The 13,188-nt window shown below is 36.2% G+C and carries 14 protein-coding genes, 1 tRNA gene, 1 other RNA gene and 1 pseudogene; 5 read left to right on the top strand and 12 right to left on the bottom strand.

Translation table 11 applies throughout. The features are described 5' to 3' along the window. Positions 1-18: 18 nt before the first annotated feature. Positions 19-258, bottom strand: coding sequence for a Slp family lipoprotein (locus F1847_RS09595; protein ID WP_150072673.1), 240 nt, complete (start codon positions 256-258; stop codon positions 19-21). Positions 259-538: 280 nt separating this feature from the next. Here F1847_RS09595 and F1847_RS08790 point away from each other — a divergent pair, with 280 nt between their 5' ends. The 5 genes and pseudogenes from F1847_RS08790 (at position 539) to F1847_RS09590 (ending at position 4,597) form a co-directional block, all read left to right on the top strand. Further along, positions 539-2,560, top strand: a complete 2,022-nt coding sequence (locus F1847_RS08790) for a TonB-dependent siderophore receptor (protein WP_168194315.1) — start codon at positions 539-541, stop codon at positions 2,558-2,560. Between the two features lie 25 nt (positions 2,561-2,585). Next, positions 2,586-3,605, top strand: coding sequence for an ABC transporter substrate-binding protein (locus F1847_RS08785; protein WP_150072671.1), 1,020 nt, complete (start codon positions 2,586-2,588; stop codon positions 3,603-3,605). Between the two features lie 203 nt (positions 3,606-3,808). After that, positions 3,809-4,087 carry a hypothetical protein gene (locus F1847_RS08780; protein WP_150072670.1) on the top strand — a complete coding sequence of 93 codons (279 nt, stop codon included), beginning with the start codon at positions 3,809-3,811 and terminating at the stop codon, positions 4,085-4,087. 14 nt (positions 4,088-4,101) lie between these two features. Next, positions 4,102-4,461: pseudogene (locus tag F1847_RS08775) on the top strand (transposase); the annotation flags it as partial. After that, the gene (locus tag F1847_RS09590) at positions 4,355-4,597 is read left to right on the top strand and encodes a transposase (RefSeq protein WP_150071512.1); all 243 of its coding nucleotides are present in this window, start codon (positions 4,355-4,357) and stop codon (positions 4,595-4,597) included. The pseudogene F1847_RS08775 and the gene F1847_RS09590, both read left to right, overlap by 107 nt. A gap of 292 nt (positions 4,598-4,889) precedes the next feature. Here the strand turns inward: F1847_RS09590 and dapA are convergent, their stop codons facing one another. The 11 genes from dapA to F1847_RS08715 all read right to left on the bottom strand — a co-directional run bounded on the left by dapA (position 4,890) and on the right by F1847_RS08715 (position 13,093). Continuing rightward, positions 4,890-5,771, bottom strand: a complete 882-nt coding sequence (gene dapA, locus F1847_RS08765; RefSeq protein WP_150072669.1) for a 4-hydroxy-tetrahydrodipicolinate synthase — start codon at positions 5,769-5,771, stop codon at positions 4,890-4,892. A gap of 22 nt (positions 5,772-5,793) precedes the next feature. Next, positions 5,794-6,651: a diaminopimelate epimerase gene (dapF, locus tag F1847_RS08760; protein WP_150072668.1), complete on the bottom strand. Its 858-nt coding sequence runs from the start codon at positions 6,649-6,651 to the stop codon at positions 5,794-5,796. A 36-nt stretch (positions 6,652-6,687) separates the two neighbouring features. After that, a complete protein-coding gene (aroB, locus tag F1847_RS08755; protein ID WP_150072667.1) occupies positions 6,688-7,767 on the bottom strand; it encodes a 3-dehydroquinate synthase in 1,080 nt (359 codons plus the stop codon). A 1-nt stretch (position 7,768) separates the two neighbouring features. Next, positions 7,769-8,572: a tryptophan synthase subunit alpha gene (gene trpA, locus F1847_RS08750; RefSeq protein ID WP_150072666.1), complete on the bottom strand. Its 804-nt coding sequence runs from the start codon at positions 8,570-8,572 to the stop codon at positions 7,769-7,771. After that, the gene (trpB, locus tag F1847_RS08745) at positions 8,569-9,768 is read right to left on the bottom strand and encodes a tryptophan synthase subunit beta (RefSeq protein WP_150072665.1); all 1,200 of its coding nucleotides are present in this window, start codon (positions 9,766-9,768) and stop codon (positions 8,569-8,571) included. Before trpB ends, trpA begins: the two co-directional genes overlap by 4 nt. Positions 9,769-9,856: 88 nt before the next feature. Beyond that, on the bottom strand, positions 9,857-10,657 hold the full coding sequence (locus tag F1847_RS08740) for a RimK family alpha-L-glutamate ligase (RefSeq protein WP_150072664.1): 801 nt from the start codon (positions 10,655-10,657) through the stop codon (positions 9,857-9,859). Between the two features lie 2 nt (positions 10,658-10,659). Continuing rightward, positions 10,660-10,929 (bottom strand): hypothetical protein, encoded by a 270-nt coding sequence (locus tag F1847_RS08735; RefSeq protein WP_206202406.1) that lies wholly within the window; start codon positions 10,927-10,929, stop codon positions 10,660-10,662. A gap of 12 nt (positions 10,930-10,941) precedes the next feature. Then, the gene (locus F1847_RS08730) at positions 10,942-12,387 is read right to left on the bottom strand and encodes a M48 family metalloprotease (protein ID WP_168194314.1); all 1,446 of its coding nucleotides are present in this window, start codon (positions 12,385-12,387) and stop codon (positions 10,942-10,944) included. Between the two features lie 29 nt (positions 12,388-12,416). Beyond that, a tRNA-Sec gene (locus F1847_RS08725) sits at positions 12,417-12,509 on the bottom strand. A 17-nt stretch (positions 12,510-12,526) separates the two neighbouring features. Continuing rightward, positions 12,527-12,624, bottom strand: an RNA gene (gene ffs, locus F1847_RS08720) — signal recognition particle sRNA small type. Positions 12,625-12,667: 43 nt separating this feature from the next. Further along, entirely contained in the window at positions 12,668-13,093 is a 426-nt protein-coding gene (locus F1847_RS08715; RefSeq protein ID WP_150072662.1) for a hotdog fold thioesterase, read from the bottom strand. Between the last annotated feature and the right edge of the window lie 95 nt (positions 13,094-13,188).

Below are 13,188 nucleotides of genomic sequence, written 5' to 3'. Positions count from 1 at the left end.
TACACAATTAATGAGACACTACCAAAGGAGTTGAACTATTTCTAAGAGAGTGAGCTCTTCTTTATTTAAACAGCTTACAATTTTTCCGCCCCAGAGTATTTGAGAGTTTTGGTAAATTTCAGGAGAGCTTAAGACCAAGGATAGAGTGATATCTTTTTTAACTGGGATTTCCCTAAATTCTTTTGGTAAGGTAGCACATCCTTGGAGGATAAAAATTAAAACTAAACCAAGAATCAATGAACGCAAGATATTAATCATTATAAAAATTATATTCTACAAAAAAAAGTTTTTTCAACTATTGACAAAAATAAAATTTTTGTTATAAAAAATTTTGGGAAGTATAATTTTTATTAAAAAAGTAATTATGGAAAAGTTTTAGGTTTTTTGGTGCAAAAAATAAAAGTATTTGGAATTAGGGAGTCTAGTCAAGGTCTTAAAAAATATCTACTAAGCCAAGACACAAGAGAAAATTATACAGTTGAACGACTTTCCTATAAGGTGAAGAGAAGAATATAAATGAAAAATGGGGGGGATCAATATGAAAAATTTAAGGATTATTTTTCTGTGTATTTTTAGTTTAATATTTTACAGTATAGTCAAAGCAGAGGAAAAAAGTAGTGTATCATCTTATGAACTTAAAGAAATAGTTGTTACTGAATCAAAATATCCTCAAACTTCTCAAGAAATTACGCATAAGGTTGATGCAGTAGAAAAAGAAGAAATCAAACAAATAAACCTTCCTAATAGGAATCTTGCAGAGGCAATAAAGTATCTACCAGGTAATTTTGTAAATCCTCTTTCAAGAAACGATGCTAATTGGGGTTCTTATGGAGGACTTGGTCCAAAATATAATAGCTGGCTTTTAGATGGACTTCCAATTGATTCTTTTGTTGATCCGATGAGTCTTGATTTTATTTATCTTGATAGAATTGAGGTTCACAGAGGTCCAGCATCTGTTCTTTATCCAAATTATATGACGATGGATTTTGCTGGTAATGAAATTCCTTTAGCTGGAACAACTAATTTGATTTTAAAGGATAAGATAGAAAAACCCTTTACAAATATTTCGCTTGGTTATGGTAGCTGGGAAACAATAAATGCTAGAATTTATCACGAAGGGAATGCTGGTCCCTTTAATTTTTTTATCGGAGCTAATTATGAACAGTCAGATTACACTAATTACGGGACAAAAGATTCATGGTTAAGCATGATTGATGACCCAGAATATAAGAAAATAAAGGCTTATTTTAAAACTACTTATTTTTTTACGAGAGATACAAAGCTTTCTATGTTTGCTCATCATACTAAACATGATGGAGATACAGGTAGGCCTCATAGAGGCTATGACCATCAATACGATATAATAAATTTAAATTTTGTAGTACCTCTCAACAATGATTTAGACCTTCAGGTTAAAGGTGGCTATAGATACTACCACAGGTCTTGGGAGGAAGATAATTATCCAGCTAATTTGAGTTTAAGAGAAGAAGCAGGCGTTAAACAAAACATATATCCGTTTGATATTGTCTTACATTTTAAACACTGGGGTAAAAGTTTACTTACTTTCGGATTTGATACACAATACTCAACCTATAAAACTTATGCAAAAATTGGCGGAGTTAAAAACATTGGAAATGATGTAAAAGCAAAAAATTTTGGCTTTTATGTTCAGGAAAAAATAGTGTATAACAAATGGGTTTTCAGATTAGGAGCAAGATACAACTATACAAAACACAGTTATGACCTTATAAGTGGAGTTAAACCTTCCGTTGATGAGAAGTCTTGGGAGAAAGTTTTATGGAGTTCTGGTATACGGTATAACATTACTGATAAAATTGGAATTTATGCAAATGCAGGTTCAAGCTTTCTTGTGCCTTCAGCAAAATCTGTTGGTGGAACATTAAGACCTGAAGACAGAGGTGTTCCAGGAAGACATGGACAGCTTCCAAATCCTGGGATTAAACCAGAGAAAGGATTAAGTTTTGATTTAGGTACAGATATTTGGTTAACTAATAATCTTAACTTGGGCTTTAGGGGATTTTATCATATTGTAAAAGATACAGTTGTTACAAATGTGGTAAGCACAAACCCTTCACAGTCTCAGGATATAAATGCTGGAAAATCCTATACACGTGGTTTAGAGTTTGAAGTTAACCATTTTATAAGTGAAAAATTTAAATGGTTTGTTAATTTTACCTATACAGATACAAAAGTCAATAATAGAATTGACATAAATCAGGATAATAGTGATATCCCTTTTGTTCCAGAATTTATAACAAATATTGGATTTAATGCAAAACTTCCATACTATTTTACTGTTTCTTTCTATATTCAGTATGTAGGTAAATATTATGATACCACTGATAAGTTAAGTAGAAGAGATTTTGGAGATTACGCAACTGTAAATCTTAATATGCAAAAAATTTTCTATAAAAATGAAAAATACTATTCAAATTTAATTTTTGAGTTAAATAACATATTTGATAAGAAATATGAAATGCCATGGCAGTTTCAAGACCCTGGTTTCAATGCTATGGTAAGGATGGAGTTTAATTTCTAAAACAAAGGGGTTAAAAATTATATACTTGTCTAATAAAATTATGAGAAAAAAGATAATATACTTTATTTATACAGTTTTAATTGTTATTTTGTTTTACAATTCTACTGAAGCTATTATTATAGTTCAAGATTTTAGAGGTAAAGACATTATTTTGAAAAAGCCTGCAGAAAGAGTTGTCTGTCTCATTGAAAGTGCTTTAACAGGAATTTATATGCTTAACCAGCAACATAAAATCATAGGAATTCCTACAAATGTTTATGAAGAGGGTTACTATTACAGTGAGACATATAAATATTATGCTTCCTTAGATGAAAGAATTAGAAACAAGAACATACCTGCTGTTGGTAATTGGGAGAAAGTAAACATAGAAAAAGTACTTTCTTTAAAACCAGATTTAATTATAATTTGGGCAAGCCAAACTGATGCCATATCAACTTTCGAAAAATTAGGAATTCCCGTTTATGGAGTTTTTATAACAAAATTAGACGATGTTTATAAAGAGATTTTGGATTTTGGAAAACTTTTGGATGCAGAAAAGCGGGCAAAAGAGCTTGTCGAATATGCTCAAAGAGAAGTTAAATATTTTAAGAATATATCATCTAAAATACCAAATAAGAAAAAAGTATACTTTAGTTGGGCGCAACATAATTTCTTACAGACTTCATGTAAGGGAAGTATTGTAGATGAATTGATAACTTTAGTAGGAGCAAGAAATATTTGCTCTCACATTAAAGGAGAGTCGGTTACTTTAAATATTGAGAAATTAATCTATCTTAATCCAGATGTTATTTTAATGTGGTACAGCAAGTCATTAACTCCTTTGAACATTAAAAGTAATAAACAATTACAAATGATCAACGCTATAAAGAAAAATTCAATTTTTCAATTTTCAGATACTTTTTCTTTTGATTTATGGACTTTAAAATTTTTGTATGCCACAAAGTTTATGGCTAAAAATATATATCCTGAAATTTATAATTATAACTTAAAAAAAGAATACCAAAAGATTATGAGTTTCTTATATGGGAAAAATTTTTTATTATAAAATTTAACAAAACAAATCTAAAGTTTTATAGGTTGTACTGCACCCCATTTGTCAAGATATTTTTTATGTCCAAAAGTTGTAGAGGTTATGCTACCCTCCTTAACCTTTCTTCCTCATATCTTGCCTCAAATTCCTCCGGACTCAGATATCCAAGTCGGTAGTGTCTCATTAATTGTGTAAAGCCTTGAGGGAAAGGGAAGGGTATGGTAGCTTCCCCAATGCTTAATAACCAAAACTACCAGAAAGGAGGGGAAGCTACCGTGAAAGAAAAAACTAAAACTTTAACAAAACAACCTATAGAAGAAATTCTAAACCTTTTTCAGCAAGAAGTCAACAATCTTATTAAAAACCTTTTAGAAAACCTTATGCTTGAAGAAAGAAGGATTTATTTAGAAGATCAAGAAGATTATGCAAACGGTTTTTATACCAGAGATTTACTTTTCGTGCCTTCCTACTTCCTGAAAGAAGGAGGGCTGAATTAGACCTTACATCTACTGTTATTACCCTTTATGCAGTGGGAGTAAGCACAAGAAAAATTTCTCAGTTTTTGGAAAGTATTTATGGCGCATACTATTCACCTCAAAGCATTTCCCGGTTAATAAAGGTGACTGAAGATGAAGTAAAAAGTTGGAGGGAAAGAGCTCTTTCAGAGGAATATTTGGCAATATTTTTAGATGGAACTTATTTGTCTATTCGTCGAAATGAGGTAGCAAAGGAGCCAGTATATTTAGCTTTAGGGATAAAGCCTGATGGGAGAAGAGAAATACTTGGATTTTGGATATTTGGGTCTGAAGGGAAGGGGGTTAGCGAAAGAGATAAAAAGGAGGATAAAGGTAATAGAAGTATTTCCGGATGAAGGCTCTGTTGAGAGGTTGTTATATTTAATCTTGAAAGAACTGAATGAGAGGTTAAACTCAAGGAAGTTAAGAGGGTTTAATAAAATTGAATTGGGGAACTACCATGCCTTTCCCGGAAAAATTTTTACACAATAAAAGGGACACTATGTTCTCAAAAGAATCCTTACACAATAAAAGGAACACTATGTACTTAGGTGAAGCCACTTAAAGGATTTTCCTATTTTATGAATTACTTAAGTACGTTAAAATCCGTCTTAAGGTATAAAATCAATAAATGTCTATAAGAAGGGAAGGTCATAACTAATAAGGTGCTGGGTTAAAAAGCAGTAGGAGTACAAGACCATAAATCTGGTTTTAACGAAACTAATTTTTAAGAGAATCTCAAAGTTAAGAGGATGTTCCACGTGGAACATCCTCTTAACTCTTCTTATATAAGTCTATATTTTTCTTTTAAAAGTTTTTTTACCTGTTCTGCAGAGGCTTCGGTTAATCCGGCCAAAGGTAGTCTTACTTCGGGGGTCTCAATCTTACCCATCAACCAGAGGGCATGTTTGGCAGGAACAGGGTTGGTTTCTATAAACATAGCTTTATAAAGAGGATAAAGATAAAAATTAAGTTCATTAGCCTTAGCGATATCTCCGTTTAAGGCATACTTCATAAGGGTTGCCATCTCCTTAGGGGTTATGTTCGCTACCACCGAAATCACTCCTTTGCCTCCTAAGAAAACCGTAGCCAAAGCAGTAAAGTCATCTCCTGAAAGGACGATAAAGTCTTTAGGGCATTTTAACAACAACTCGGTAATCTGCTTAATGTCTCCGCAAGCTTCTTTGATGGCAACGATGTTTTCTATTTCTGCAAGTTTAGCCGCGGTATCAGGTAGCAGATTAACCGAGGTTCTACCTGGGACGTTATAAAGAATAATAGGAATTTTAGTGCTTTTAGCGATATAGCTATAATGAGCATAAAGACCGTTTTGAGTAGGTTTGTTGTAGTAAGGGGTAACGATAAGGGCTGCATCAAATCCCATTTCTTCAGCAAGCTTGGTGTATTCAAGAACCCGGGCTGTGTTATTAGTGCCAGTTCCTACGATAAGAGGGACCTTTCCTTTAGCTTCTTCTAAGGCTATTTCCATAACCCTTTTTCTTTCTTCTTTTTCCAGCGTCACTGCTTCTCCTGTGGTTCCAAGAACCAGGATACCATCTGTTCCTTGTTCAAGATGCCAGCGGATCAGCCCTCTTAATGAAGCTTCATCTACCTTTCCGTCTTTAAATGGTGTAACTAAGGCTACTATAGAGCCCTGTAGGTTCATTTTAGGTTCCCTCCTGCAATTTTTATTTTAACGCATCTTCTAAAGTTACACCTTTAAACACAAACAGGGTATCCCCTTCTAAGTAAATTTTATTTTCTTTTTCTTCTATGTAAACCGTAAGGATTTCTCCACCTCGAGTAAGGACGTTTACCGGAGAGGTAACCAACCCAAGTTTATAGGCGATGTAAGCTGAAGCCGCAGAACCGGTGCCACAGGCCAGGGTTTCTCCTTCTACACCTCGTTCATAAGTCCTTATTTGTATAACCTTTTTTCCTTCCTTTTCTACGATGTTAATAAAATTTACGTTGGTTCCCGCAGGACTAAAAGCCTCATGATATCTTATTTTAGGTCCGATTTTGTTTACAGGGGCGTTTTCTATGTCTTCCCAAAAGATAACTGTATGTGGGACACCGGTGTTTACAAAATGAGCTAAAAACCAATCATAATCAGTCCTGAGTACAAGGTTTAACTTTAAATCCTTAGGAGAAGTAAGGGCTACTTTTACGCGCTTTCCTTTAACCTCAGCATAGATAAGCCCAGCTTTGGTCTCAAAATAAAAAGGACTTTCGAAAAGCCCAAGTTCAGTTACCAGTCTTGCCACACATCTTGCTCCATTACCACACATTTCTGCTTCGCTACCGTCTGAGTTATAAAACCTCCAGGCAAACTTAGCCTGTGGGTTAGAAGGTCTCTCAATCAAAATAAGACCGTCTGCAGATACTGAAAATTTAGAACGACATAATTTTTTGGCAAGCTCACTTCCTTGTTCTGGGGTTATGTCTTGGGAAAAGTTTAAAATGACGATAAAATCATTGCCTGAGGCACAAAGCTTATAAAAGCCTATTTGACCAACTTCTGTTTTAGTTGTGGCTTCCTCCATAGGAACCTCATTATTTTTTATATTTTTTTTACAATTTTAACTTAATTCTTCTAAAACTTCAAGAATTTTAGGAAAAGGAGGGTCTTCATAGAAAAAAAACTTCCCTATCCGTTTAAGAAGGACTATGGTTAGTTTCCCTTGGGCTATCTTTTTATCTTTAGAAAGATGGTTAATCAATTTCTCTGGAGAAACAGAAGAGGGAAGTTTTAAAGGATAAGAGAGTTTAGCTAAAAGTTTTTTTATAGGGTAAAAAACCTCTTTTTCTGCTATGCCGAGAGTTTCTGAAACTCTGGCTTCAACCAACATTCCGATAGCTACCGCCAATCCATGGGGGATAGAGTAGTTTAACTCTGTTTCTATGGCATGCCCTATAGTATGACCAAAGTTTAAAACCCGTCTTAACCCAGCTTCTTTTTCGTCTTTAGCTACCACATAAGCTTTAATTTTACAGCTTTCATAAATAATATACTGAAGGTCTTCTGGAGGAAGTTCAAAAAGGGTTTCTCCTTTACGGGCTATAAAATTAAACAAATTTTTTTTTAAAATGCAGCCGTATTTTATTACTTCGGCAAGCCCGTTTTGGATTTCTTTCTTAGGCAAGGTTTTTAAAACTAAAGGGTCTATATAGACCTTAGCAGGTTGATAAAATGTCCCAATAAGATTTTTACCTTCTGGCAGGTCGACCCCGGTTTTCCCTCCTACTGAAGAATCTACCTGAGAAAGAAGCGTGGTTGGTACCTGCACATATTTTATGCCTCTGAGGTAGATACTTGCAAGAAACCCTGTAATGTCTCCTACTACTCCGCCTCCTAAGGCTATAAGGAGGTCTTTTCTGTCAAACCTATTTTGTATAAGTTTTCTGGCTAAAGAGACCACCGTTTCTATGTTTTTAGACTTCTCACCTGCCGGAAAAGAAAAAAGTTCGGCTTTAACGTTAGCTTTTTCTAACTGGGATAAAAGTTTTTCTCCGTAAAGAGATTTTACTCTATCGTCGGTAATAATCGCTACTTTACCAAAAATTAGTGAGTCTTTTAAGTCCTCGGCTATTTTATCAAAAACCTGAGGTTTGATGAGGATTTGGTAGGGTGGTTTAGTTTTAACGGTCAACACAGACATGTTACAAGTCTTTCAAACTTTTGAGAAAGGCTTTTATCTGTTTAGGAGAGTTTTTTCCTTTTTCTTCGACGATTTTTACGATAGCACTACCTATTATAAAGGCGTCTGCGAAAGGATAAAGAAGTTTAATCTGTTCCTTTTTAGAGATCCCAAAACCTACTGCTAAAGGTAGGTTCTCTCCGCAGATTTGTCTTGCCTTTTTTAATCTATCTGCTAAATCTTCTGGAAGAGTATCCCTGGCTCCGGTTATTCCGGTTATAGAAACATAGTAAAGAAAACCTTTGGTATATTTTACGATTTTTTTTATACGTTCTTCTGAAGAGGTAGGAGTAGCAAGAAATATGGTTGCCAGTCCTTTCCCCTGATTAACTTTTAGCCAAGGTTTAGCTTCTTCTATCGGTAAATCAGGGATGATAAACCCAGCAAGTCCTGATTGCAGTGCATAGTCTACTGTTTTTTCAAGGCCAAAACGAAAAATAATATTATAATAGGTCATGCAGACTATCGGGAAAGGAAAACCTTTTTGGTTGAGTCTTGCGATAAACTCAAAATAGGCTTCAAAAGTAGGCTGATGGTCGAGTGCACGGATGATGGCTTTTTGAATGGTTGGACCATCGGCTACAGGGTCTGAAAAAGGGAATCCTAACTCAACGCAGACTGGCTCAACCTCTGCGAGCTCCCAGAGTATAGCCTCAGTAGTTTCAAGATCAGGGTCCCAGCAACATATATAAGGAATAAGGGCTACTTCACCTTTAGCTTTGAGCCTATCTATAGCCTTTTTTATGGCTAAGGCATTTTTTTTCATAGGGCGTGCGCTTCCTCTAAGTATTCCTTTACTGAGGCTACGTCTTTATCTCCTCTTCCAGAAAGGGTTATTACTACTATAGAACCTTGGGGAAGGTCTTTAGCGATTTTTAGTAGATAAGCTACCGCATGGGCAGACTCAAGGGCAGGAATAATTCCCTCTTTTTCAGAAAGAAGTTGAAAGGCCTCAAGGGCTTCATCATCGGTAACTGACACATATTCAGCCCGCCCAGATTCTTTAAAATAAGCATGTTCTGGCCCTACACCTGGATAATCAAGCCCGGGGGCTACAGAGTGAGCTCCTTTTATCTGTCCTACCTTGTCTTGGAGAAGATAGGTAAGCATTCCATGTAAAACACCGGGTTCTCCTACGGCTAGAGTAGCTGAATGATGGTCTGTGTTTAACCCTTTTCCTGCGGCTTCAACTCCGATAAGCCTTACCTGAGTATCAAACCTAAAGGGATAAAAAGTCCCCATCGCGTTAGAACCGCCCCCTACACAGGCAAGCACAATATCTGGGAGACGGCCTTCTTTTTTAAGTATTTGTTTTTTTATTTCGTTTCCTATAATACTTTGGAAATCCCTTACTATCATCGGATAAGGATGAGGACCTACTACTGAACCTATTACATAAAGGGTAGAGTCTACGTTTGTAACCCAATCTCTTAAAGCTTCGTTTATGGCATCTTTTAAGGTTTGAGTACCAGAATAGACAGGAACTACCTCAGCCCCTAAAAGTCTCATCCTAAAGACGTTTAATTTTTGTCTTTCTGTGTCTTTAGCCCCCATATAGACTACACATTTTAACCCTAAGAGGGCACAGGCAGTAGCAGTGGCTACCCCGTGTTGTCCTGCTCCGGTTTCAGCGATGATACGAGTTTTACCCAATCTTTTAGCCAAAAGAACCTGACCGATGGTGTTGTTTATCTTATGGGCACCGGTATGAAGGAGGTCTTCTCTTTTAAGATATACTTTAACCTTACCCCCAAGATAACGAGAAAGATTTTCTGCATAATATAAAGGTGTTGGGCGACCGGCATATTCTTGAAGAAGGTATTTCCACTCTTTCCAAAAAGAAGGTTCTTTTTTTAGGTTAAGATAGGCTTTTTCTAAATCATAAAGCAGAGGGATTAAGGTTTCAGGAATAAACCTCCCTCCAAAACCTCCGAAATATCCCTTCCGATTAGGCCCTTTCATCTTAACTTTACAATATACTTCTTTTTTATTTTTTGACAACTTATTTAAAAAATGTGTAAGACCTATATTACGTGGTTAAAACACAGGCTTAAGGGGTGAGGTATAAAATTGGGTTGAATTTTTTTTCCCATTCAGAGTAATATTTTTGATGGAGATTGTTTATTATTTGGGTATACTGCTCGGTTGAAATCTTAGCTCCCTTTATTCCCCCTTTAAGGTTTATTTCTGAAAGATAAGGGCCTTTTTCCTCTATGTAAATAAGATCAAGATGGGCGTAAGGGAATTTTCCTCTTTCCATAACCTTTTGGCAAAAGGACAATTCTTCTTCTGAAAGTCGATAGGGAATAGATACTCCTCCCCAAAAGATGTTTTTTCTAAAATTAAGGTCGTTTACTCGCTCATAGGCTTCTACATAAAGATCCCCTAAGATGATAACCCGTACATCTCGGATGTTAGGATAAAAAGGTTGTAATACAAAGGGAAAAGGTAAAACCGGAGTGCCTGCGACGTTAAAAATTTCTTCTAACGAACCCCACAGCCTTATCCCTAAACCGCAGTTAGTTTGGTCATCCTTGGTAATAAATTTTTCAAAATTTTTATTTTGAGCAAGTTGAGTAAGGCTTGCAAGGAGGGTGTTTTTGTCTCTTACGACAAAAGTAAAAGGAGGCATAAACTCTTTTAATATTTCTGCCTGAAAGGTTTTGGAACTACATAAAAGTTGAGACAAAAAAGAGGGAAAGGCCTCTACCTTTCGGTAAATAAGGTCTATGATAAGCCCATGTTCTTCTTTTTTTAGGGGTAGTCTTATTCCTATAAGGTCTCCTTCTTTTAATTCAGAAAAATGCTTTCTAAAAGCTTGGTAGCTTAAAACTATATAGTAAGGCCTCATGTCTATTTATTCCGCAAATGGGTAAGGTCTGTGTTGCAGTTAGCACAGAAAAACTTAACCGGTCCCATAACCTCTACCTCTTCTTCTAAAGCTTCTAAACTGCCGTCTTCGTTCTGTAGGTAATAAATAAAGATGGTTGCGTTTTCGATTACCTCGTAGAATTCCTCATTGTTTTGACAATTGGGGCAGACGATTTTTTCCTTATATAAAATTTTTATGGGCTTTTTGATTTTAATCCTATGTTTTCTGATAGATGAAAAATTCTCTGCCATCAATCAACCTCTCTATTTTTTGTGTTTTATCTGAGCTATAGCCTTTTCTACTTCTAAATACATTTTATCTGTTTTAGGTAAAAAGGAAAGGGCTTTTTCGTAATGATAAAGCGCTGGCTTTAAATCACCTTTAAGTTGATAGTGTTTGGCAAAGTAAAAATGAGCCTCTCCCATCTTGTTTAACTGTGAAGCTAATTTTCCTAAGTTATAAAAAAAGTATGGGTCATAGCTAAGGGAAGAAAGGCTTAGAAACTTTTGCATAAGTTTATAAGCTTTTTGAGGTTCTCCAGTTTCTGCTAAGGCTAAAGCCTTTAGATAATCCAGTTTAGTAAGATAAAGGGTTTCATAAGGCTTTGAAGGGGTAATAGGTGGTATTTGATTTAACACGTTTAAGGCCTGTAGATATTCTCCTGAGGTTAAGTAGATGTCAGCTAAGTCTAAGAGAAAATAAGGCTTAAACGGAAGACCTTGTAAAGCCTTAACCAATTCAACCAAAGCATCCTTAAAATATCTCTGTTCTTTTAAAGCTAAGGCTAAGGTATATCTTGTCCAAGGGTCTTCTTTTTGGCTGAGTTCTACTTTTAGATTGGTTATCAAGGATGCCAAATCCTTCTTTTTTGAAAACACTTGAGCTTTAACCAGTAATCTTTTAAAATAATTCGGGTCTTCGGCTATTAGGTTTTTAGGAGACCTATCTGTGGTATAACGTTCAGCGAGGCTTATCAAATAGGCTACTCTTTCTTGAGGCAAAGGGTGGGTTAAAAGATATCTATACTCAAGCTCTATCGCCAGGTTGCCTTTTTTAGAGAGCCTTTCCATCACCGTTGCCATGCCCCAAGGATTGTAACCAGCCTTGGTTAAAATTTGAAAACCGGTCCTGTCTGCCTCTTCTTCATCAGCCCTGCTGTAAGCAAGAAGTCTCGTTTGAGCTATGGCCATAGAAGACAGACTTAAAGCGGCAGCCTTTTCCCCTCCCAGTATAATTCCTGCTAACGTTGCCGCTGTAACCAGAACTTGCATTTTTTTGATGTCCTCTATCCTCCTTGCGATATGCCTACCAAGGTTATGGGCCATTTCATGTGCCATAATACCTGCAAGCTCGTCTTCAGATTCAATACTGTTAAAAATACCTGAATTAATAAAGATATATCCTCCAGGTACAGAAAAGGCATTAAAACTGGGGTTGTTTATCAAAAAAAACTTAAAATCAAAAGGAGAAAAGGTTAGCCCCTTTTTTTTGAGCTCCTCTCCTATGGCATTAATATATAGGTTTAATTCTAAGTCATCTATAAACTCTACCTCTTTCGTAAGCTCAAACAAAACCTCTTTACCTATCTTGTCTTCTTCTTCTAACGAGATAAGGGCTTGGGCTACCTGCGGAGGGAACAATAAAAGAAAACCTAAGAATAAAGCAAGAAGGATTTTTAGTTTTAGGATGTAAGACCTGGTTTTAAGCAAAAAGGGCATTTTATTTTATAAAATTAAGGTGGCGGAGGCGTATGGGAATTGAACCCACCCACCCCTTTTGGGGGTGCACCGGGTTTGAAGCCCGGGAGAGGCACCAGCCCCCTCACGCCTCCTTTTTATCCCAAAAAGGGGCTATTGGGAAACCTGCGGCACCCGGAGAGCCTGGCTACCGTTGCTCCCTTTCGGGCCTGGCGGGGTTCACCAGGATCCGTCGCACAGGTCCCAATAGCCTTATTTTAAAATATACAACATTTTTTTAGATCTTAAACCCCTAAAAATATTCCTCTTTTCGATAAACCTGTCCGGTAAACATGGCAATCAGCCGTCCTGTTTCTTTTTCGAAAACCTTTACCTCATAAACCCCGGTTCGCCTGGTGAGGCTTAACTCCTTGGCTTCAGCGTAAAGATACTCTCCCTCTTTGGCTGAAGAGGTAAAGTAAATGGTAGAAGAAATGGCTAAAGCTAATTTTCCATGAGAGTTTGAAGCAATGGCAAAAGCAAAATCTGCAAAAGAAAAAAGGGCACCTCCTTGACAAACCTTAGCCGCATTAAGCATGTCTTCTCTAACCTTCATGCCTATTAAGGCATATCCAAAATCTACGTCTATCAAGTCTACCTGCAACCACACAGCAACCTTATCTTGGTTTCTCATAAATCTAGCAATCTCCCAAACCTTTTCTTTCTTCTGGACTTCCATCTGTTTCCTCCAATTTTATCCTATATTTATTTTTACAATCCATAATTTATATCTTTAATAAGTTTTTTACCAGAGCCAAGGAGGTAGTGTCTCAT

The organism is Thermodesulfobacterium sp. TA1, assembly GCF_008630935.1.
In the GTDB taxonomy this organism is placed as follows: domain Bacteria; phylum Desulfobacterota; class Thermodesulfobacteria; order Thermodesulfobacteriales; family Thermodesulfobacteriaceae; genus Thermodesulfobacterium.
This window is presented reverse-complemented; position numbering and strand designations above follow the sequence as displayed.

Excerpts from the sequence above, each read along its gene's own strand:
- F1847_RS09595 (WP_150072673.1), bottom strand. The coding sequence starts at position 258 with ATGATTAATATCTTGCGTTCATTGATTCTTGGTTTAGTTTTAATTTTT.
- F1847_RS08790 (WP_168194315.1), top strand. The coding sequence starts at position 539 with ATGAAAAATTTAAGGATTATTTTTCTGTGTATTTTTAGTTTAATATTT.
- F1847_RS08780 (WP_150072670.1), top strand. The coding sequence starts at position 3,809 with ATGGTAGCTTCCCCAATGCTTAATAACCAAAACTACCAGAAAGGAGGG.
- dapF (WP_150072668.1), bottom strand. The coding sequence starts at position 6,651 with ATGGAGGAAGCCACAACTAAAACAGAAGTTGGTCAAATAGGCTTTTAT.
- F1847_RS08735 (WP_206202406.1), bottom strand. The coding sequence starts at position 10,929 with ATGGCAGAGAATTTTTCATCTATCAGAAAACATAGGATTAAAATCAAA.
- F1847_RS08740 (WP_150072664.1), bottom strand. The coding sequence starts at position 10,657 with ATGAGGCCTTACTATATAGTTTTAAGCTACCAAGCTTTTAGAAAGCAT.
- trpA (WP_150072666.1), bottom strand. The coding sequence starts at position 8,572 with ATGAAAAAAAATGCCTTAGCCATAAAAAAGGCTATAGATAGGCTCAAA.
- aroB (WP_150072667.1), bottom strand. The coding sequence starts at position 7,767 with ATGTCTGTGTTGACCGTTAAAACTAAACCACCCTACCAAATCCTCATC.
- F1847_RS09590 (WP_150071512.1), top strand. The coding sequence starts at position 4,355 with ATGGGAGAAGAGAAATACTTGGATTTTGGATATTTGGGTCTGAAGGGA.
- F1847_RS08715 (WP_150072662.1), bottom strand. The coding sequence starts at position 13,093 with ATGGAAGTCCAGAAGAAAGAAAAGGTTTGGGAGATTGCTAGATTTATG.
- dapA (WP_150072669.1), bottom strand. The coding sequence starts at position 5,771 with ATGAACCTACAGGGCTCTATAGTAGCCTTAGTTACACCATTTAAAGAC.
- trpB (WP_150072665.1), bottom strand. The coding sequence starts at position 9,768 with ATGAAAGGGCCTAATCGGAAGGGATATTTCGGAGGTTTTGGAGGGAGG.